This window comes from Pedobacter sp. (assembly GCF_045628745.1).
Classification (GTDB): Bacteria; Bacteroidota; Bacteroidia; order Sphingobacteriales; family Sphingobacteriaceae; genus Pedobacter.
The window spans coordinates 1-20,770 of sequence record NZ_JAZQPU010000104.1 but is presented as its reverse complement, the minus strand read 5'-3'; the positions used below and the strand labels follow the sequence as shown (position 1 = coordinate 20,770).

Genomic DNA, 20,770 nt, shown 5'->3' with positions numbered 1-20,770 from the left:
GGTTGCAACTGTGTACCGTATAAGGTATAGCCGTCGTGAAATTCGTTGCTGTACTCGTAATTCCTAACGAAGTTAAAGTTATAAAAGTTAAAGTGAAGCTCCCCCACAGCACTGCTATCCGGACGAATGCGATTTTCAATTGCCGACTGGTTAAACTGCCCAAAAGCGATGTTCGCCAACAAAAGTAAACTGAGGAAGAGAAGTCTGGATTTCATAAAATTATAGTGCCTTTTTGTTTCTGTAATTTTTATACAGCTTGACGGCCAGCATAATGACCGACGCGAAGATAACCAACCCTGCAAGGCCATACAGCCAGTCAATAGCGGTTTTTAAAACAACGGTAAAAACGATAGCCACCAGAATAATTGTGGCCAGTTCATTCCATAAGCGCAGCTGAAAAGAACTCAGCTTAAAAATACCATTTTTAAGCTGGTTCATGATGCGTTGACAAAGAAAATGATAGGTAATTAATAAGCCCACGAAAAAGAGTTTAACGTGCAGCCATGGCATGGAAAGTAACCCGGGGTTAATGATAATCATGGTTATACCTGCCGTAATGGTTAATACCATGGCAGGTATGGTAATGATGTTCCACAACCTTTTGGTTATTTTTTCATATTCCCGCTGCAGAATCTGCTTTTCTAGCTCGGGCCTGTCATTTGCTTCGGTATGGTATATAAATAGCCTTACACTATAAAACAAGCCTGCCATCCAGCTTACAACAAAAATGATGTGGACGGCAAGTACGTATAAGTAGGCCATGGAAAATTAGTATTTAAATTCTTTGACTACCTCAATTGCATATTTAACATGGTCAAAAGGGATGTCTGGCATAATACCATGACCTAAGTTAAAGATAAATCCTTTTTCGCCACGCATGCGTTCAAATAAAGCATGGATATGTTTTTTAATCACTGGTTTATCAGCATACAAAATATGTGGATCAAGGTTTCCTTGTACCGCAATACCTGCAGGCAAGCTGTTTTTGATATTTAATAAATCAGCATTCCAATCTACAGAAATTACATCAGGTTTTGCTTCTGCCATAATTGGTGCAAAAACAGAACTTCCTTTACAGAAAGAAATCACCGGGATATCTTTTCTATTCAGGTTGGCAATAATTTCCTGGATGTAACGGTGAGAAAATTCCTGGTAATCATTCCAAGACAAAGCAAGCGCCCAACTGTCAAAAATCTGAATGGCATTAACGCCAGCAGCAATTTGAAGGTTAAGGTAGTCTGCCGTAACTTTTGCAATTTTAGCCAGTAGCTTATGTGCTACTTCGGGCTTATTGTGCATCAGCAATTTAGTTTTTTTGAAGTCTTTAGAAGAACCACCTTCAACAAGGTAACTCATGACGGTAAATGGTGCACCAGCAAAACCTATCAAAGGAATTTTGTTGTCCAGACGTTGTTGAATAACTTTAATGGCATCAGCCACATATTGCAACTTGTCTAATACGTCAACTTCCAAAGCATCTACATCAGCAAGGGTAGATACAGGATTGGCAAAACGCGGGCCCACACCTTGTGTAAAGCTCAGGTCTCCACCCATAGCCTCCCCTGTTACCAGGATATCACAAAATAAGATCGCTGCATCTATGCCCAGTAAATCTACTGGCAACATGGTTACATCAGCAGCAATTTCCGGTGTTTTGCACATTTCCAGGAAAGAATATTTGTTTTTTATTTCCCAGTATTCGGGCATGAAACGGCCGGCCTGGCGCATCATCCATACAGGTGGACGTTCAGTTTGCTTGGAAAATGCAGCATCTAAAAATAAGGTATTCATCTAAATCTTTGTGGGTTTATAAGCTATTAGCTTCTTTTTCTATTTTATTAATTATTTCCTTGGCCTTTGGGGTACTTGCCATGTCTTTGGCAATGTCCAGGTAGGCAAGAATTCTAACCTTATCTTTTTTGCGCAGGGCAAGGTTCGCCAGGTGGATCAGCACAAATACTTTATCGGTTTTGCCACCCAAAGGAAACCTGCTGGCCAATTGAAAGTGATATTCAGCATCATCATATTCTTCGCGATGCAAAGCAATATTAGCACGCATAAATTCGTAATAACCTCGTCTGTTTTTGGCAAGGCGTTCTGGATCTGGCACCTCATCTAAAGCATTTTCCGTAGCCTCATAGTCACCATTTTTAAAATGCTTGGAAGCCAGCAAAACAGAACTCTGCTTAAAATGGCTCCATATTAAAAGGGCAAGCATCAGCACCAGAAAAGAGGCCAGCTGGTATTCTAAATATAACAGGCAGCCCAATGCCGCAATAGCCGTAGCTACCATCAGTATATATCTGCCTTTTTTGCTAAACATTAGTTATTGATATCAGTAAACTTATAACCTACACCTCTGATAGAGTGAAAATAAACAGGATTTTTTTGATCAGGTTCAAAATATTTACGGAAGGTCAGAATAAAGTTATCAATGGTTCTTGTGGATGGATAAACATCGTAATTCCACACCGTTTCTAAAATCTGCTCCCTTGATACCGCTTCATTTTTACGCTCTATCAATAGTTTAAGCAACATGGTTTCCTTTTTAGTTAAAGGAACAATTACCCCATCATCTTGTTTTAATTCAAAAGAATTGAAATAGATGGTTTTGTCGCCAATTTTATAAGAGTTGATTTCCTTAAGGTCATCAGCTTTCATGCTGCGTTTCACTAAAATACCTACACGCAGAATTAGTTCTTCTAAGTTGAAAGGTTTCACCAAATAATCATCAGCACCCTTTTTTAAGCCCATAACACGGTCTTCACTCGTGTTTTTTGCAGTTAAGAAAAGGATAGGCACTTCTGTGTTTTCTAAACGTATAGTTTCGCACACCTGGAAACCATCCATTTCTGGAAGCATTACATCAAGGATAATCAGGTTGAAACGCTCTTCCTTAAATACCTTAAGTGCTGTTTTACCATCTTTAACTGCATGCACTTTATAACCTTCTAACTCCAGGTTTAATTTAATGGCATCCAATAAATGGTCTTCATCTTCGACCAATAAAATTCTTAGTTTCTGTTGCATAGGAATCAGCTAAATGTGACTTCAAAAATTGTACCTTGAGGTACATTATCTTTAACGCTGATATCAGCGTCGTGGTTTTGTAATACTTCCTTAACAATAAACAGGCCTAATCCTGTTCCTTTAGCTTTCCGCACTTTTTCATCACCCACACGATAAAACTTATCAAAGATGAGCATTTTTTCTTCATCCGGTATACCAGGACCATTATCTGCAACCACCAAAAAAGGATGATTATTTTGTTTGGTCAGTTCCACGCTCACTTTGGCACATGGACCAGAATACTTAACTGCATTTTCCAGAAGATTGGTGATCACTGAAGCTAATGCAAAAGGATCGCCGGTAATTTTAATACCCGGGTCTATTTTAGCAGCAATATTTTGTTCGCAATCACAGGTATGAATCTGCAGGCGATCGGCAATTTTAGTTACCAGTTCAGAGAAATCGAATTGCTCTTTAGGAAAGGAATAAGAATGATTTTCGATTTTTGTAGCCAACAGCATGTTTTCTACTAAATCATCCAGTCGTTCAATGTCTTTTAAACTATTGTTTAATAAAGACAATTGTCTGGCTTTATCCAGGTCTCTTTTTACAATCGTTTGTAACGACAATTTAATTGCCGCCAGCGGCGATTTCAGTTCGTGTGTTACCGACAGCAGGAAATTGGTTTGCTGTTCATGTAAACGGTCTTCTTTTTTAATGGAACGGTACAGAAAATAAGCACCTGTAAACAGTAAAAATAAGAAAACTGAACCTTCGCCCATGATCATTGCCATCCTGGAGGGGTCGATTTTTATGACAAGCGAGCCCCATGAAAATAGCTGTATTAAGCTATACAGCAACAGAAAATAGAATATGATGAGCGATTTCTTCATTTATTTATTTCTAAAAACAATATCTAAAGTTTCAACGATAGCTCTTTTAGCTTTTTCTAATTCAATTTTAGTATGCGCTGCAGAAACGAAACCTACTTCATAACCTGATGGGCCTAAGTAAATACCCCTGTTAAGGAGTTCGCGGTGCATAATTTTGAATTTCTCCATGCTTGCATGGTCAATGTCTGCTGCTGTTTGTATTTTATCTTTATCTGTAAAGGCAAACCAGAAAATGGAGCCTACATAAAACACTTTAATTTTATAGTTTCTTGCGGTAGCGAAACGTTGAATTCCTTCTGCAAATTCAGCCGTTTTATTGTTCAGCTCTTTATAGAAATTAGAGCGTAAAAGCTCTGTTAACTGTGCAATACCGGCAGCCATGGCCACTGGGTTGCCCGATAAAGTACCTGCCTGGTAAACATTGCCATCAGGAGAAATATGGCCCATGATTGCTGCTGATGCACCATACATGCCTACAGGTAAACCACCACCAATAATTTTACCGTAAGTAACAATATCAGGTTTAATACCATAGTAAGAGGCTGCACCTTCAAAACCAATTCTAAAACCGGTAATAACCTCATCAAGAATCAATAGCGTATTGTTTTCCTTGCAAATGTTCTGCAAGAATTCCATGTATTCTTTATCCTGAATCAACAGACCATTATTTGCCGGAATACCTTCAATAATAACAGCTGCAAGCTCATCTTTAAATTGCTCAAAAGCGGCAGTAATAGCGGCTTTATCATTTAAAGGGATAACGATAGTTTCTTGTGCAAAAGAAGGTGGCACACCAGCTGAAGAAGTTTCTCCGAAGGTAACCAGTCCTGAACCTGCTTTAACCAATAAAGAATCCGTATGACCATGGTAACAGCCATCGAATTTTAGAATTTTATGACGACCAGTAAAGCCCCGCGCTAGCCTGATGGCAGACATTACCGCCTCTGTACCAGAGCTGGTAAAGCGAATTTTCTCTACGTGTTTATTGTTTTTAACAATTAACTCAGCAAGTTCATTTTCTAAAGCTGTAGGTGCGCCAAAACTCATTCCGTTTTGCATCACTTCCGTTACTTTTTCCCTTACTTTAGCATTGTTATGTCCAAGGATAAGTGGTCCCCAGCTGCCGCAAAAATCAATAAACTGATTTCCATCAGCATCCCACACAAAACAACCATCGCCTTTTTGAATAAACAAAGGTGTGCCGTATACAGACTTAAAAGCCCTAACCGGTGAGTTAACACCGCCAGGGAAGAAAGTCTTAGCCTTTTCGTAAAGTTCTGCTGATTTTTCTCTCGAAATATCAGGTTTGCTCCCCGTATGAACGGGCATTTCCCCTTCATTTCCGGAAAATATTTTCTTTAAAGATTCTAACATATTACAACCAATTCTTTTCTACTATATCCCTGATGTGGTATGTGGTAATAATGCTGGCACCTGCTCTTGCAAAGGCATGCATTGTTTCCATAACCACTTTTTCTTCATCTATCCAACCACGTTCTGCAGCGGCTTTAATCATTGCATATTCACCCGAAACATTGTAAACAGCAATAGGAAGATCCGTATTTTGTTTCAGGTTATGAACAACATCAAGATAAGCCAATGCTGGTTTTACCATTAATACGTCTGCACCTTCACTTTGATCAAGCAATGCCTCTCTTAAAGCTTCGTTGCCATTTCTATAATCCATTTGGTAGGCTTTTCTATCGCCTTTACCTGGAGCGCAATCTGCAGCTTCTCTAAAAGGACCATAATAAGCAGAAGCAAATTTAGTGGCATGAGACATGATTGCAGTGTTCACATAATCATTCTTGTCCAATAAATCCCTGATTGCCCTGATTCTTCCATCCATCATATCTGATGGGGCAAGCATATCTGCACCAGCCTCCGCATGTGTTAAAGCCATTTTTGCAATTACTTCAACCGTAGCATCGTTCTGTACGTAATCATCTTTTAATATCCCACAATGACCATGGGTAGTGTAAGAACAAACGCAAACATCGGTTACAATATATAAATCATCGCCAAAGTTTTTTTTCAATTCTCTTACAGCCACAGGAACCAGTGAATGATCATGGTAAGCCATGTGTGCATCATCACTTTTTTCATCACCTACACCGAAGAGCATAATCTTATTTACACCAAGCTTCAGGCCTTTCTCCACATCTTTAATTAAAGTGTCAGTAGAGAAATGACTCACGCCGGGCATAGCCCCAATAGGATGATTTACATTATTTCCCGGTACCACAAAGTACGGGTAAATGAACATATCTTTAGATAACCGTGTTTCAGCTACCATCTCTCTCACTATAGGATTTTTCCTTAATCTTCTTGGGCGGTGTAACATATTAACTTTTATTTATTTTATTTTATATCAATGCCATAAACAGCTTCGGCCAGGCCGATTTCATCTGGTGAATAGGGCAATAGATAAGATACCCCCATTTCATCAAACTTCTTTCCTGTAGAATGACCAATAGCAATTACTTTTTGTTCAGGATCTAATAGGTTTTGATTGAAATATGCTTCCACATTTGATGGGCTTGTAAAAATCAACACATCTGCCGAAGTACGGTCTATTTCATCCTCCACAACAGTTTCATAGATAGGCAGATCAACAACTTTTGTACTTGGTTTCAAGTATTTTTGCATGCTCAGCAGCGAATCTTGTGCTCGCGGAAACAATACTGTCTTTCCTTCCACCATAGTGGCAAAGTCAGCTGCTACTTCATCAATTTCGCCACCTTCACCAACAAAATCAGACAGGTAACCACATCTTCTAAGTGCATCTTCAGAACCTCGGCCTACCACACCAAACTTGATGCGTTTTGACAAAACGGGATTAAGCTTAAAAAAGTATTCTACACCATTTCTGCTGCTAAAGAAAATCCAATCCAGGTGACGGAGGTAAAAAGGATCCAGGACATGTACAATCGGAAAAGTACGGATCAGGGAACGGCCTTCAATTTCTATTTTATGTTTTTCTAATGCTCTTCTAAAATAGCTATGCTCACCGATTTCGCGGGAGATAAATACTTTAGCGGGCAATTTTCTTTCTTTACTAAAGCCGGCAACGATTTTTTCGGCAAGGCCATCTAAATTGTCAACCCTGTAGAAAAGCCGGTCAGGAAAATGCTCGTCAGACTCCGCTTTAGAAGTCCATACTTCAAACTTTCCATTGTCTTTTTTACAGTAACAACCCAATGGCATATGGCAGCCACCTTCAAATAAATTAAGCACCTTGCGCTCCAAAGCAATTTCTTCTACGGTAGCAGGGTCGTTTAAAGCCTGAAGTAGGTCGAATAATTCTGTGTCAGACTCACGGATCTGAATACCTAAAGCACCTTGTGCAGGTGAAGGAACCAATACTGTAGTGTCGATTACTTCTACATGGAATTCGCTAAGGTCTATGCCTAAACGGTTTACACCAGCTTTTGCCAAAACAATGGCATCGTAATTTTCATCACGGAGTTTCTGAATCCTGGTAGGCACATTACCACGCAGGTCTTCAATATTCAAATCTGGGCGTAAGGCCAGTAATTGTGCCTTGCGACGATTTGAAGAAGTGCCCACCATTGCTCCCGTTTTTAGAGAAAGTTTTTGGGTAACATCAACGCAGTCTTTCAGGATCAACAACAATTCTGCAGGATCTTCCCTTTCAGGAACCGCAGCAATAATTAATCCTTCGGGATGGGCTGTAGGTAAATCTTTATGAGAATGTACAGCAAGATCTATGCTGCCGTTCAGTAATTCTTCCTCAAGTTCTTTGGTGAAAAATCCCTTTCCTTCCAGCTTATCCAGCCTGAGGTTTAAGATCTTATCCCCTTGCGTTTTAATGATCTTTAAAGATGCCTCAACCCCTATTTCGGCTAATTTATCTTTAATAAAATTGGCTTGCCACAATGCAAGATCACTGCCCCTTGTGCCTATTATAAGTTTTTTCACGTACTGAAGTAAAATGTATTTGCTGACTAATATAGCTAGAATTAGCTGTTATTCACTAAAATTTCTTTTGCCATCACCATAGGGACACTGATGCATTTTTTCTCCATATAGTTCATTACACGCTCCAGCACCTGCCTGGAATTCTCATCCATGCCACTAATTTCATCTGCAAATACACCATTGATGGCGGTATGTTTAATCTCTTTAATTTTTTCTGGCACACTGCGCATCGCAATTTCTATTTTGCGTTGACGAAGCACCATCACAAATTCTTTGATATTTTCTTCGATGATCTGCTCTGCATTGACAAGTTCGTTATAACGTTCCTGGATGTTTTTGCGTGCAATTTCTTTCAGGGATTCTACTTCGATGTAATGAACAGGATAGTTTTGAACAACTTCCGGAGCAGTATCATTAGGGATAGCTAAATCAACGATTATTTTTTTAGCAGTATCGCCATTTAAAAGGCTTTTATAAATCTCTTCGGTAAGGATGGGCTCGGTAGCACCTGTGCAGGTAATGATGACATCAAAACCTTCTTTATAAGTTTCTAACGCTTCCAATGGATAGGCTCGTCCGTTTAACTCTACGGCCAAAGATTCAGCTTTATCCAGGGTACGGTTGAAAACCGCGAAATTAGAGTATTTATGTTTCTTTAAATACTGTGCAATATTGTTGATGGTTTCACCAGCACCAATAATCAGCAATTTAGAGTTGCTGCACATGTTTAAGTCACGCAGCTTGCGGTAAGCAAGGGAAACTACAGATACCGGATTTTTAGAGATATTGGTATTTGTATAAACTTCTTTAGCCGTTTTTACCACACGTTCCATTACGGTGCGCATGTAATCAGCGGTAAAACCTGCCAAACGGCAAGCTTCATAGGCTTTACGAACCTGGGCCAGGATTTCCTTTTCACCAACTACTAAACTCTCTAAAGAACAAGAGGTCCTTAACAAATGGTTAAAGGCAGCGTCTTTTTGGTATACAGATACATTTTCAATAAATTGTTCCATGTATTCATCAGGCAGGCCCATGTCAAGCACCGTTAAAAACCGTTGAATGAAAGCTTTGTCTACCTCGCTCTTTGTAGTGAAAATAAATTCAACTCGATTGCAGGTCCCTACGTAAAATATCTCTTTGACATTTAGTTCGACCTGGATATTTCTTAACCTATCATCTAGCGTTTGCTCACATATCACTAACTTCCCTAAAGACTTTAGGTCAATCTGTTTATGAGTAAAAGCAATAATCCTTAAATATTCCAATTGATTTGAGTATTTTTTTTTGCAAAACAAAAGTAACAAGACCGTTGCCAGCATCTGTCATTAGGCTGTAATTAAGACTTATTTAGAAGGATTTTAAATTAACGAAACACAGCATGGTATTCAAACTTAAATTTTGCTATATTAGCTAATCACCTGTTATTCATCGTTTATGATACAAAAAGAGCAATTTATATTAACCGGCGCTAACGATAAAACCATCCTTGGTGACCTTACTTATGACGATAATCATACAAATCCGGACCTCATCTTATTTGTACATGGCTTTAAAGGCTTTAAAGATTGGGGCGCTCACCATTTAGTTGCACAGTATTTTGCGGAAAAAGGCTATAAATTCTTAAAGTTCAACCTATCGCACAGTGGTGTAACGCAAGAAAACCCTCATGATGTAACAGATCTGGAAACATTTGCTGCCAATACCATCAGTTATGAGCTGGCAGATGTAAACACTGTGGTTAACTATATATCACACCTGCACCCTTCATCGAACCTTACCATTATAGGCCACAGTCGTGGTGGTGGTTTAGCCCTGATTAAAGCCGCTATTGATGCCCGGATTAATAAAATTGTAACCTGGAGTTCCATAGCAGATTTTGGAAGCCTCTGGAAGCCGGAGCAGGAAGAAGAATGGGAAAGAACGGGCAAAATCTATATTGAAAACGCCAGAACTAAAGAAGAAATGCCTTTGAACAGCACGTTATTAACAGATTTCCGCAGCCACCAGCAAGAATACGATATTTTAACCGCCGCAAAGCAGCTGACTATCCCCTGGTTAATTGTGCATGGAGACGACGATGTAAATGTTCCTTTTTCTGTAGCAGAACAACTTAAAGAAGCACAGCCTGCTGCACAGCTCAAAAGAATACATGCTGCCAACCATGTTTATGGAGCTTCACATCCTTATACTGAAGAAACATTGCCCCCTCAGCTGCAGGAAGTTGTAGAATCTACCTTAAAATTTATACAGGCTTAGGCTTATTTTACCTCTACCCAGTTGCCGTCTTCTTTAATTAAGCTGATCAGGTCATCCAGCGCATTGGTGCTGTTTACATTTTTCCTGACCACTTCCTTGCCACGGTATAAAGTGATTTTACCTGGTCCGGTACCTACATAGCCATAATCGGCATCGGCCATTTCACCGGGACCATTGACAATACAGCCCATGATACCAATTTTAATACCCTTTAAATGATCCGTACGTGAACGGATGAGCTGCGTAGTTTCCTGTAAATCAAACAGGGTACGGCCGCAACTCGGACAAGAGATGTATTCTGCTTTAGATATCCTGGTTCTGGTGGCCTGCAGGATGCCAAAACTAGTGGCATTAATGGCTGGCAGCTCCACCATTTTTGCCTCTATCCATATGCCATCACCAAAGCCATCGGTCAATAAAGCACCAAGATCTGTGGCAGCAAAAAGCATCAGGTCTTCTGCATTGGTGCTTGGATATTTACCTTTGATAATAACCGGTAGTTGTATTTGTGCATGCAGCAGGGCAATGAAGAAAGCACGTTGTGCAGCCATGCCGTTGATGGCATCGGTTTCTAAAAGCAACACTGCATTTTGAGGCAGTAGGCGCAATTTATCAAGCAGCGCAGCGGTGCCCGCAGTACCTGAATCAGCCGTTTGTACAGCATAAATATTCAGGAAAGCATCTTTTACCAGCTCGGTATGATCATCTTCCAAGCTAATCAACGGGTGACAATTAGTTTTATCTTTTAAGGCCAGCCAGGTGTTATAATTGTAGATCTGTTTTAAGTTTCCCGGAAAAGAGAATGAAGGTAATTGATCGCCCAGAAACACAAGGTCACAAGCCTGATCTGCCATGTTATATTTATCCAGACCAGCATCGTATTTATAACCTGCAACGGAAAGGAAATAAGGGTCTTTAAGATTTTGAGAAGTAACATCTAACATCACAATAGGATGATGATGCCCCCCGATATGTTGAACCGGCTGTGTTAAGCGGCGGTTATAAGCATAAGGACTATAAGGAAGGTCTTTAACCAAAATGTGCTCTTTTTGCATTTCCGGTGTAAAAGCCGCGGCTTCCTGCAGCAGAACACGCTTTTTATAACGGTCGGCCAAAGCTTTAGCAACCGGGGCTTCAAATTCTGGATCTTCGGTTAGCGATACACGGATGGTATCGCCCAATCCGTCTTCAAGCAAAGTTCCAATACCTACAGCAGATTTAATACGGCCATCTTCCCCATCACCCGCCTCGGTAACCCCTAAATGCAGTGGATAGTTCATACCCTCTTTGGTCATGGTGTCTACCAGTAAACGATAAGCTTGTACCATTACCTGCGTATTGCTGGCTTTCATGGAAATAACCAGGTTATAATAATTCTGGTCTTCGCACATGCGGATGAATTCCATTGCCGATTCCACCATTCCTCGTGGTGTATCGCCATATTGGCTCATAATGCGATCTGATAAAGAACCATGGTTGGTGCCTATACGCATAGCCGTACCATATTCTTTACAAATCTTTACCAGTGGTGTAAATTTTTTATAGATGCGTTCCAACTCTGCCTGGTACGCTAAATGTGTATATTCTATATGGTCAAAACGCTTTTTATCGGCATAGTTACCAGGATTTACCCTTACCTTTTCCACAATACGTGCAGCTGTTTCAGCAGCATTTGGGGTGAAATGGATATCGGCAACAAGAGGTACATCGAAACCTCTTAAACGCAGTTCTTTTTTAATATTGAGCAGGTTTTCTGCTTCTCTTACACTTGGTGCTGTAATCCGTACGTACTCACATCCAGAATTTACCATTCTGATGGTCTGCTCCACGGTACCTTTGGTATCCATGGTATCCGTAGTAGTCATTGATTGTATCCTGATGGGGTTGAAACCTCCCATAGGGATGTTACCCACAGACACTTCTCTGGTTAAAAATCTGGCGTATTGTAAAGCTATTTTTTCCATGAAGCACAAAGATAAAGATTAAATCAGTCTATCTTTAATAACTAAGGTATTTGCCGCAATATCATGCCACGTTTGTTGCTTTTTATTGAGAAAACTATAGAGGTAGCCAAAAAAGAAAGGAATGACAGACAGTATTTTAGCGGCATTGCGTAAAAAGGAATGCCCGATAGAAATTCTGTTACCCATGAGGTCGGTTACCCTGATACTCAGCAAGCGCTTACCAAGGGTACCTTGTTTTGAAGAAGCTTCTGCAAGACTGCTGTAGATAAATTTAGCAACGATAAGCAAAGGTGAGAAAGTAACAAAAAGAGTAATCCTTTCTGTTTGATCGGTAACGACGATAAAAAACAACAGCATAACGCCAAGATAGGCCAACACAATCAGGAAGAAATCTATAGCTGCAGCCAGCAAACGCTGGTCGAAAGAAGCAAAATACTGAGGTGCTGTTTGCTGATAGGTAAAACCAAGAAGCGCACGCAACTCAGGAAATTCGTGCGCTTCTTTATAATCGTCCATACCGGGCTTTCTAATAAATGTACCCGGTTGTATTTTCAGTGCTGCAAGTTGATCCAGCATATAGGGCCCTTGTGGCTTTCCATTGATGACAATGGTGTATAACTCATTTTCCACAAAGAAGGCAATTAGTTGTCATTAATATCTTTTAACTTCAAAGTTACTTAAACCGCCGTCAAAATTGATGAAAATCTTATTGGCAGCAGTTTTATAATTCGGCGTTTCGTAAGTGTCGTTACCCGTTTTGGTGAAACCGGTAAAGTCTTTAGAGGAAAGGCCTGTTTTAGAGGTAATTCTGCAGCCAGAATTGGCAGGAATATTCAACTTTACATCTGCTACACCAGTTTTAACCACTACATCAGTAATCGGCAATAGATCGCCTACGGTGATGTTCAATGCAGCAGCCCCTCCATCAAACCTGAAGGCCCTTATTTTATAATCCCTAAGGTCAAAATCAACCTCTCCGGCACCCATGCTCATGTTTACTCTCCATACAGGACTTTTATTCAATCTAAAGTCAACATCATTGCCCCCATCGTTCATTGACCATTTACCTTTTTTGTCTTGCATGGTAAAAGTTAGGGTCTGGGTTGAATCTGTCATTTCCTTTTTAAGGGTAAAGTTGCCTTGCTTACGGTTCACCGAAGCCGTAATCAAGCTATCCGTTTCGCCTTGAAGTTCAAACGAAGTACCGCCTCCAGAAATATTAAGGTTCACTTCCCTGGCAGTATCGATATCTAAGGGTTCGCTGAAATTTAAAGTTTGACCTTCAATATTCTCGTCTTCATCGTTGATGTCTATATTACCTCTAAAATTATCGGCAATCCAGTTTCTATGTTCAGGAGGTTGCTGTCCTTTATAAAAAAGGAAGCCGAGCATCACCACCAGCACACCAATAGAGATAGCTGATCCTATTTGCGATTGTTTGCGGTTAAACAAGATATTTACCCCTGCAATGATCAGGAAGACTGGCCAGAAGCGCCAAACGCTTCTCCAGTAAAAGTCGATAACATTAAAATTCTCCAGTAAGAGAACACCACCTACAAACAGCAGGATGATGCCCCACATAATTCTATCCAGTTTCATTATTGATGTGTTTTTATATGATTAAATAAATAGGAGCACCGGTTAAGGCTGCGGGGTGTTTTGTCCACTTGTAGTGGTCGTGTTCGCGTCTTGAATATCCACAGGACTTTGTGGACCTGGTGTTGGCGCAGGCGGTGGTGGCGGTGTTTGTGGATTTTGAGGGTTCTGCCAATCTGCCCAAGGGTCTTTGCGTTTTGATTTTGCGACAAAACTTATACCGATGGCCACAAAAATCAGGGGCCATAATTTCCCAAGACTGAACCAATAAGGGATGATATTAAACTCATTCATTAAAAAATACAAGCCTATAACGAGCAGGAACAAACCACCTATAGTACGGCCGGTATCGCTATTTTTTTTGATGAAACTATAATCGGGCTGAGGAGGTTTACTAAAAGCTCCCTCGTTAAAAGTGGAGGAACTCCAGTCCTGACCTGAACTATAGGTAGTCTTTTCAGACTGCGTAAAAGCGCCAGGCTCATTAAATGTAGCTGAGGATTTCTGTTGATTGAAAAAATCATTGAACTTGTTATATTGTGCACCGGGGTTAGGATTTACGGGTACCACAATCCACATCACTAAATATACCAAAATACCGGTACCCATTAGAAAGATGGTTGACAATACAAAAAGCAGCCTTATTATGGTTACATCAACTTCCATGTATGCGGCTACCCCAGATGAAACCCCAGCAATAACTTTGTCGTGTTCGTTTCTAAATAATCTCTTTTCCATAACTTGGTCTCCTTTATGATTTAAAATCTTGCGGTTTTAAAACTACCTCATCAACATTCACACCAGCACTTAAACTTAGAATGGCGTTTATCGTATTTGCAATATCTTCGGGCTGCACAAATTGTTCTTTTGGAAGTGATGTTCCCTCCCATGAAGCGGTATATGTAGAACCAGGCAGAATTGCAGTAACTTTAACGTTGTATGGAGCTAATTCCTGCCGCAATACATGATTAAGACTAAGCAATGCCGTTTTAGTTACACTGTAACTACCAGCATTTATCACATTTTCTTTACTGGCGATGGAGCAGATGTTAAAAATATGCCCTGAAGACCTCTGTTTCATCATTTTACCGAAATAACGCGATAATACATAAGGGGCATGGAGGTTAAGCAGCAGCTGCAACTGAAAGTTTTCTTCGGCCTCTTCCAGCAGTGCACCAGGCATAAAAGCACCGGCATTATTTACCAACACATCTATAGGGCCGAGTTCACTTGTGGTAAAGGTGCAAAAATGCTGCAGGGCCTGCCTGTCACTGCAATCGGTGGCTAAATACACAACTTTAACCTTAAAACTTTGAAGTTCAGCAGCAAAGTCCGCTAATTCTTGTTCGTTTCTTGAACATATAGAAAGGTGATAACCATTTTGAGCTAACATGAGGGCTGTAGCGCGGCCTATGCCTTTAGTGGCGCCAGTAACAAGTGCATTCATTATTTGAGCAGTTTTTGATCCAAGATACATAAAAGAATGCGTCTAAAGCTTGTTTATGCCCCTAAAAATCATTATTTTACGATGATTCAACCGCTAAAAGCCAATAAACTAACGAAATAAATATGGATAAAAACTTGACGATGATTTTACAGAACCTGCGGGCAATAGTGTTGGGTTTTGTGGTGCTGCTGGTTTTATGGAACAGTATCTTTAAAGTTGCCACGGAAGAAGTAGGTGTCATTACCAGGCTTGGAAGATATAGCCGTACCGTAGAACCGGGATTAAACGTAAAAATGCCTTTTGCAGAAAGGGTAGATAAAGTGCCTGTCGAGCGCCAGCAAAAGCTGGAGTTTGGCTTCAGGTCTGCCAATGGCAGCGACCAAACCAGCTATTCCAAAGATGGTGTTGAAAATGAGTCTTTAATGTTAACCGGGGACTTAAACCTTGCTGATGTAGAATGGGTAGTTCAATACAGAATCAGTAATGCCTACAATTACCTGTTTATCGTGCGCGATCCGGAAAGCACGCTGAGGAACATCTCTGAGGCTGCCACACGTCAAATAGTGGGCGACCGCACCGTCAACGAAGTGCTCACCATCGGTCGTACAGAAATAACGATTAAACTGCATGAGCTGATCCAGCAAATTTGCAATGAATATGGCATGGGTATTAAAGTAGAACAAGTGGTGCTGCAGGATGTCAATCCGCCAGACCCGGTTAAAGCCGCTTTCAATGCCGTGAATGAGGCACAGCAGGAAAAAGAAACCTTAATCAACCAGGCTAAATCTGAATACAATAAAGTAATACCAAAAGCTAGCGGTGAGGCTAAAGCAACTATCCAAAAGGCAGAAGGTTATGCCATAGAAAGGGTCAATAACGCACAGGGTGAAGTAGCCAGGTTTAATGACCTTTATCAACAGTATGTAAAAGCACCTGAGGTGACCAAAAAGAGGATCTACCTGGAAAACATGACTAACGTGATGGGTAAGCTTGGCAATGTGATCATTACCGACCAGGGAGGTGCCAACGTATTGCCCCTCTTGCAAATGCAACTGAATAAAGAAAACGCAAAGAAAGATTAACAATGAGAAGAAACCAAATCATTACAGCTGTTATTGCCTTTACCGTACTGATCATCCTTTTATCGAGCACCTATACCGTGCGGGAGTATGAACAAGTGATCCTCACCCAATTTGGCAAGCCTGTTGGCCAGGCAGTGACCAAGCCAGGCATGAAATTTAAACTTCCTTTTATACAAACGGCAAACGTATTTGAAAAGCGCTTTATGGAATGGGTGGGCGACCCTAATCAGCTGCCTACCAAAGACAAGAAATTCATCTTTGTGGAAACCTATGCACGCTGGCAGATTACAGACCCCCTGCAGTTTTTTAAAAGATTAACCAATGAGCGCAGTGCACAATCACGACTTGATGATATTTTAGATGGGGAAACCAGAAATGTAGTGGCAAAAAACAATATTGAAGAACTGGTGCGCAGTACCAACAGAAAGCCCGAACTTGATTCTATTGGGGAAGTGTTGGGAGATTCGCTGATGACGGTTTTTGTTGGGCGCGACAAAATGCAGGATATGATTTTAGCCTCTGCCAACAAACAAGCCCGGGAATTAGGCATCAAGATTCTTGATTTTAGGTTTAAGAGAATCAACTACGTTAAGGAAGTTCAAACACAGGTTTATGAAAGGATGAAAAGTGAGCGTTATCGCGTAGCCGACAAATTCAGGTCTGAAGGTCAAGGTGAGGCTTCTAAAATTGGCGGTGAAAAAGACAGGGAATTAAAGAACATCCAGTCGGCAGCTTTTAAAAAAGCAGAAGAAATTAAAGGTAAAGCAGATGCCAGTGCAGCCTCAATTTACGCCTCTGCCTACAATCAATCTGCACAAAGTAAAAATTTATATGGGTTTATGAAATCAATGGAAACGCTGGAAAAAACTTTCGGACAAAAAACATCCGTCATCCTCTCTACAAACAGCGAAATTTATCAATACCTTAAAAAATCAAATTAATTATATAAAGGCACAACAAATTTTGTTGTTTCTTTGTATTAAGATTGTGTTTATCCCTCAGCTAATTACTTATAAATGAATTTCACCAACTTTGGCAAGTATATACTTCTTTTAAAAGCCGTTTTCAAAAAGCCAGAAAAAACTAAAATATATGTAAAGGCCATCTTTCAACAAATGAATTTCGTTGGTGTTGGTTCCCTAGGCTTAATTTCCATCATTTCCACTTTCATAGGTGCCGTAATGACACTGCAAATTGCTTTCCAGCTGGTGAGTGATTTTATTCCTAAAACTATTATTGGTTCTGTAAACCGTGACTCCAGTATTCTTGAATTGAGCCCTACCATTACTGCTATTGTTTTGGCAGGTAAAATTGGCTCTGCTATTTCTTCAGAAATTGGCACCATGCGTGTAACCGAACAAATTGATGCTCTGGAAATCATGGGAATCAATACGCCGGGCTATTTAATTTTACCTAAAGTTATTGCCGGCATAACGATGATGCCTATGTTGGTGATTGTATCTATGTTTTTAAGCATTGGTGGGGGCTTTTTAGGAGGTACTTTATCTGGCGCCGTTTCTGCTGCAGATTATATTCTTGGCGTAACAACAGACTTCAACCCTTATACTATTGTAGTTTCATTGGTGAAGGCCTTTGTTTTTGGATTTATCATTACCACAGTTCCGGCTTATGAAGGATTTTATGTGCGTGGCGGCGCCCTTGAGGTTGCACAAGCCAGCACGCGTGCCGTTGTAGTAAGTTGTATTTCTATTCTTGCCTGTGATTACCTTGTAACCCAGTTATTATTATGATCGAAATTAAAGACATCCGTAAATCATTTGGTGAAAACGAAGTGCTCAAAGGCATTTCAGCTAAATTTGAATCAGGCATTACAAATTTAATTATCGGCGGATCAGGATCTGGGAAAACAACCTTGTTAAAATGCATGATTGGCTTACATCAACCTGAAGAAGGAAGTGTAGAATATGATGGCAGAGAGTTTACCACTATGGATTTCCAGCAGCGGATTGCCATTCGTACCGAAATAGGCATGTTATTTCAGGGTTCTGCCCTATTTGACTCTATGAATGTAGAAGAGAACATTATGTTTCCCCTGAACATGTTTACCGAGCAAAGTAAAAGCGAGAAATTAGATCGTGTTAACTTTTGCCTGGAAAGGGTTAACCTGGAAGGAAAGAATAAATTAAACCCTGCAGAATTATCTGGAGGGATGAAAAAGCGTGTAGGGATTGCACGTGCCATTGCCATGAACCCCAAGTATCTTTTCTGCGATGAGCCTAACTCAGGTTTAGATCCAAAGACATCCATTGTAATTGATGAGCTCATTAAAGAACTTACTGAAGAATACAATACCACTACCATTGTGGTTACCCACGATATGAACTCTGTGATGGGGATTGGTGATTATATTGTATTTTTACACGAGGGTAAAAAATTCTGGGAAGGATCTAATAAAGAGATTGCCCACACCGATATTGAAGAACTAAATGATTTCGTTTTTGCTAGTCGTTTTATGAAGTCTGCAAAGGGAAAGTTTTAATAAAATAACAGACAAATACTATATATGATAGGCCTTTTAACACCTACACACTGGAAAGATTACGAGTTGATTGATTGTGGAGATTTTGAAAAACTAGAGCGCTTCGGCAACCTTGTTTTATGCAGACCTGAGCCTCAGGCGGTTTGGAAAAAAACACTTTCTGAGCAGAACTGGAAAAAACAAACCCACATCAGGTTTAAAGGGCGTACGGCTACAACAGGTGAATGGGTTAAAAATAACACACATTTTCCAGACCGCTGGAATGTAGCATACAAAAATGACGACGTAAGTATTAACCTGCGCTTAGGTTTAACTTCCTTTAAGCATGTCGGTGTTTTTCCCGAGCAGGCTGTTAACTGGGATTATATCTCCTCATGTGTAAAACGCTTTAAAACCAAAACTCCTAAAGTACTTAACCTTTTTGCTTATACTGGTGCAGCCTCTATGATTGCCAAAGCCGCAGGTGCTGATACTACACACGTAGATTCTATTAAACAGGTGGTAAACTGGGCTAATGAAAACCAGGAACTTTCAAACCTTAAAGATGTACGCTGGGTAGTAGAGGATGCTTTAAAGTTTGTAAAACGCGAACTTAAAAGAGGCAAAAAATACAACGGTATTATCCTTGATCCGCCGGCATTTGGCCATGGCCCTAATGGAGAAAAATGGAAGCTGGAAGACCATATTCAGGAGATGATGCAAGACGTTGTGCAGCTCTTGGATGAGGAAGAACATTTCCTTATTCTGAACACCTATTCCTTAGGTTTCTCCTCAGTAATTGTGGAGAATTTAATTAAAACATCCTTCCCTCAAGTGACAAACTTAGAAATCGGAGAACTATATTTACAAGCAACATCGGGCATTAAATTACCCCTTGGTGTTTACGGAAAATTCAATAACATCAAATAAAACCTCTGGTTAACATGAAAATACCTTACCTACCGGGCAAATTATTAGCCGGCCTTGCTACCATTACCCTGTTAGCCAATTGCACTTCTGAAGCACAAAAAGTAACCGGACCATCAACACACCTTGCTGCCGCTACAACTGACTCTGTGGCTGGTGAAACTGCTGAACCTGCAGTTGATAAAGCACCTGTAGACACCGCAGCTTACAATGCCGCATTACTTAAAGTAGCCAACGGTGATACGACCGGAAGATGGCCTGTTAAAAAACAACCTTACCCCTTAGCCGGAGCTATTTTACCCTTTAAAAGAATCGTAGTTTATTACGGTAACCTGCATTCTAAAAAAATGGGTGCTCTTGGAGAATATGCGCCAGCAGAAATGTGGAGCCGTTTAAATGCAGAAGTGAAGCGCTGGGAAAAAGCAGACCCTACAACACCTGTACAGGTAGGTTTGCACTACATTGCTGCTGTTGCCAGTGGTACACCAGGAAAAGATGGTAAATACATTAACCGCATGGGCAACTCACAAATTGACTCGGTGATGAAGATTGCCAAGATGCACAATGCCATTGTATTTTTAGATTTACAAGTGGCTTTAAGTACCTTAAAAGCAGAATTACCAAGGATTGAAAAATACCTGGAGCTCCCTAATGTTCATTTAGGCATAGATCCTGAATTCTCTATGAAAACTGGTGCTAAACCAGGTACTAAAATAGGAACATTTGATGCGGAAGATATCAATTATACTACTAAATACCTTGCTGACATGGTGAAAAGATTAAACTTGCCACCAAAAGTTTTTGTATTACACAGGTTTACAGGTAAAATGGTAACGAACTCTCAAAATATCAAGTTGCGTCCGGAAGTTCAGGTAGTCATGCACATGGATGGATGGGGTGAACCAGACCTTAAACTAGGTACTTACCGTCATTTTATACAGAGCGAGCCTGTACAGTTTACAGGTTTCAAATTATTCTATAAGAATGACTTGAAGAAAGCACCACACCGCCTGATGACACCAGAAGAATTATTGAAATTAAAACCAGCACCTATCTATATTCAATACCAGTAGGACGCTGTTGAGGTAAATACAATCCATCAATAATTAAACCGGGCAAGCTTATATTTGCCCGGTTTTTTTGTATGCAGAATTTCAGGATAGGCCATCTGT

Annotated in this window: 22 protein-coding genes; 7 read left to right on the top strand and 15 right to left on the bottom strand. The window is 40.3% G+C overall.

The features are described 5' to 3' along the window. From ACR2F7_RS04520 to hemA, 10 genes are all read right to left on the bottom strand, one after another. On the bottom strand, nt 1-215 hold a 215-nt coding region (locus ACR2F7_RS04520; protein ID WP_432712401.1), incomplete at its 3' end, for a hypothetical protein. Nucleotides 216-219: 4 nt separating this feature from the next. Next, entirely contained in the window at nt 220-762 is a 543-nt protein-coding gene (locus ACR2F7_RS04515) for a CopD family protein (RefSeq protein ID WP_432712400.1), read from the bottom strand. A gap of 6 nt (nt 763-768) precedes the next feature. Further along, on the bottom strand, nt 769-1,791 hold the full coding sequence (gene hemE / locus ACR2F7_RS04510; protein WP_432712399.1) for a uroporphyrinogen decarboxylase: 1,023 nt from the start codon (nt 1,789-1,791) through the stop codon (nt 769-771). Between the two features lie 16 nt (nt 1,792-1,807). Continuing rightward, complete coding sequence (locus tag ACR2F7_RS04505; RefSeq protein WP_432712398.1) at nt 1,808-2,323, bottom strand: hypothetical protein; 516 nt, start codon at nt 2,321-2,323, stop codon at nt 1,808-1,810. Further along, the gene (locus ACR2F7_RS04500) at nt 2,323-3,030 is read right to left on the bottom strand and encodes a response regulator transcription factor (RefSeq protein ID WP_432712397.1); all 708 of its coding nucleotides are present in this window, start codon (nt 3,028-3,030) and stop codon (nt 2,323-2,325) included. The genes ACR2F7_RS04505 and ACR2F7_RS04500 overlap by 1 nt, the downstream gene beginning before the upstream one ends. A gap of 5 nt (nt 3,031-3,035) precedes the next feature. Then, nucleotides 3,036-3,902 (bottom strand): sensor histidine kinase, encoded by an 867-nt coding sequence (locus tag ACR2F7_RS04495; protein ID WP_432712396.1) that lies wholly within the window; start codon nt 3,900-3,902, stop codon nt 3,036-3,038. After that, nucleotides 3,903-5,276 (bottom strand): glutamate-1-semialdehyde 2,1-aminomutase, encoded by a 1,374-nt coding sequence (hemL, locus tag ACR2F7_RS04490; protein WP_432712395.1) that lies wholly within the window; start codon nt 5,274-5,276, stop codon nt 3,903-3,905. It abuts the gene before it with no gap. Between the two features lies 1 nt (nt 5,277). Further along, nucleotides 5,278-6,246 (bottom strand): porphobilinogen synthase, encoded by a 969-nt coding sequence (gene hemB, locus ACR2F7_RS04485; protein WP_432712394.1) that lies wholly within the window; start codon nt 6,244-6,246, stop codon nt 5,278-5,280. Between the two features lie 17 nt (nt 6,247-6,263). Further along, on the bottom strand, nt 6,264-7,844 hold the full coding sequence (gene hemC / locus ACR2F7_RS04480; protein ID WP_432712393.1) for a hydroxymethylbilane synthase: 1,581 nt from the start codon (nt 7,842-7,844) through the stop codon (nt 6,264-6,266). Nucleotides 7,845-7,885: 41 nt separating this feature from the next. Further along, nucleotides 7,886-9,112, bottom strand: a complete 1,227-nt coding sequence (gene hemA / locus ACR2F7_RS04475; protein ID WP_432712392.1) for a glutamyl-tRNA reductase — start codon at nt 9,110-9,112, stop codon at nt 7,886-7,888. A 169-nt stretch (nt 9,113-9,281) separates the two neighbouring features. Between hemA and ACR2F7_RS04470 the strand changes: the two genes are divergently transcribed. After that, nucleotides 9,282-10,103, top strand: coding sequence for an alpha/beta hydrolase family protein (locus tag ACR2F7_RS04470; RefSeq protein ID WP_432712391.1), 822 nt, complete (start codon nt 9,282-9,284; stop codon nt 10,101-10,103). Nucleotides 10,104-10,105: 2 nt separating this feature from the next. Here ACR2F7_RS04470 and ispG read toward each other — a convergent pair whose 3' ends face one another. Genes ispG through ACR2F7_RS04445 form a run of 5 tightly spaced genes read right to left on the bottom strand, consistent with a single transcriptional unit; the run spans nt 10,106 to nt 15,110 of the window. Then, on the bottom strand, nt 10,106-12,067 hold the full coding sequence (ispG, locus tag ACR2F7_RS04465) for a (E)-4-hydroxy-3-methylbut-2-enyl-diphosphate synthase (RefSeq protein WP_432712390.1): 1,962 nt from the start codon (nt 12,065-12,067) through the stop codon (nt 10,106-10,108). Nucleotides 12,068-12,085: 18 nt separating this feature from the next. Then, nucleotides 12,086-12,697: an RDD family protein gene (locus ACR2F7_RS04460; RefSeq protein ID WP_432712389.1), complete on the bottom strand. Its 612-nt coding sequence runs from the start codon at nt 12,695-12,697 to the stop codon at nt 12,086-12,088. A gap of 21 nt (nt 12,698-12,718) precedes the next feature. Further along, nucleotides 12,719-13,666 carry a LiaF transmembrane domain-containing protein gene (locus ACR2F7_RS04455; protein WP_432712388.1) on the bottom strand — a complete coding sequence of 316 codons (948 nt, stop codon included), beginning with the start codon at nt 13,664-13,666 and terminating at the stop codon, nt 12,719-12,721. A gap of 42 nt (nt 13,667-13,708) precedes the next feature. Continuing rightward, nucleotides 13,709-14,401 (bottom strand): PspC domain-containing protein, encoded by a 693-nt coding sequence (locus ACR2F7_RS04450; protein ID WP_432712387.1) that lies wholly within the window; start codon nt 14,399-14,401, stop codon nt 13,709-13,711. Nucleotides 14,402-14,414: 13 nt separating this feature from the next. Then, nucleotides 14,415-15,110: an SDR family oxidoreductase gene (locus tag ACR2F7_RS04445; protein WP_432712386.1), complete on the bottom strand. Its 696-nt coding sequence runs from the start codon at nt 15,108-15,110 to the stop codon at nt 14,415-14,417. A 122-nt stretch (nt 15,111-15,232) separates the two neighbouring features. Between ACR2F7_RS04445 and hflK the strand changes: the two genes are divergently transcribed. The 6 genes from hflK (at nt 15,233) to ACR2F7_RS04415 (ending at nt 20,671) form a co-directional block, all read left to right on the top strand. After that, nucleotides 15,233-16,192, top strand: coding sequence for an FtsH protease activity modulator HflK (hflK, locus tag ACR2F7_RS04440; protein ID WP_432712385.1), 960 nt, complete (start codon nt 15,233-15,235; stop codon nt 16,190-16,192). 2 nt (nt 16,193-16,194) lie between these two features. Beyond that, a complete protein-coding gene (gene hflC / locus ACR2F7_RS04435) occupies nt 16,195-17,133 on the top strand; it encodes a protease modulator HflC (RefSeq protein WP_432712384.1) in 939 nt (312 codons plus the stop codon). A 75-nt stretch (nt 17,134-17,208) separates the two neighbouring features. Then, nucleotides 17,209-17,943: an MlaE family ABC transporter permease gene (locus ACR2F7_RS04430; protein WP_432712383.1), complete on the top strand. Its 735-nt coding sequence runs from the start codon at nt 17,209-17,211 to the stop codon at nt 17,941-17,943. Continuing rightward, nucleotides 17,940-18,692 (top strand): ABC transporter ATP-binding protein, encoded by a 753-nt coding sequence (locus ACR2F7_RS04425; protein WP_432712382.1) that lies wholly within the window; start codon nt 17,940-17,942, stop codon nt 18,690-18,692. The genes ACR2F7_RS04430 and ACR2F7_RS04425 overlap by 4 nt, the downstream gene beginning before the upstream one ends. 24 nt (nt 18,693-18,716) lie before the next feature. Beyond that, entirely contained in the window at nt 18,717-19,601 is an 885-nt protein-coding gene (locus ACR2F7_RS04420; RefSeq protein WP_432712381.1) for a class I SAM-dependent methyltransferase, read from the top strand. A 14-nt stretch (nt 19,602-19,615) separates the two neighbouring features. Beyond that, nucleotides 19,616-20,671: a hypothetical protein gene (locus ACR2F7_RS04415; protein WP_432712380.1), complete on the top strand. Its 1,056-nt coding sequence runs from the start codon at nt 19,616-19,618 to the stop codon at nt 20,669-20,671. The last annotated feature ends 99 nt before the right edge of the window (nt 20,672-20,770 follow it).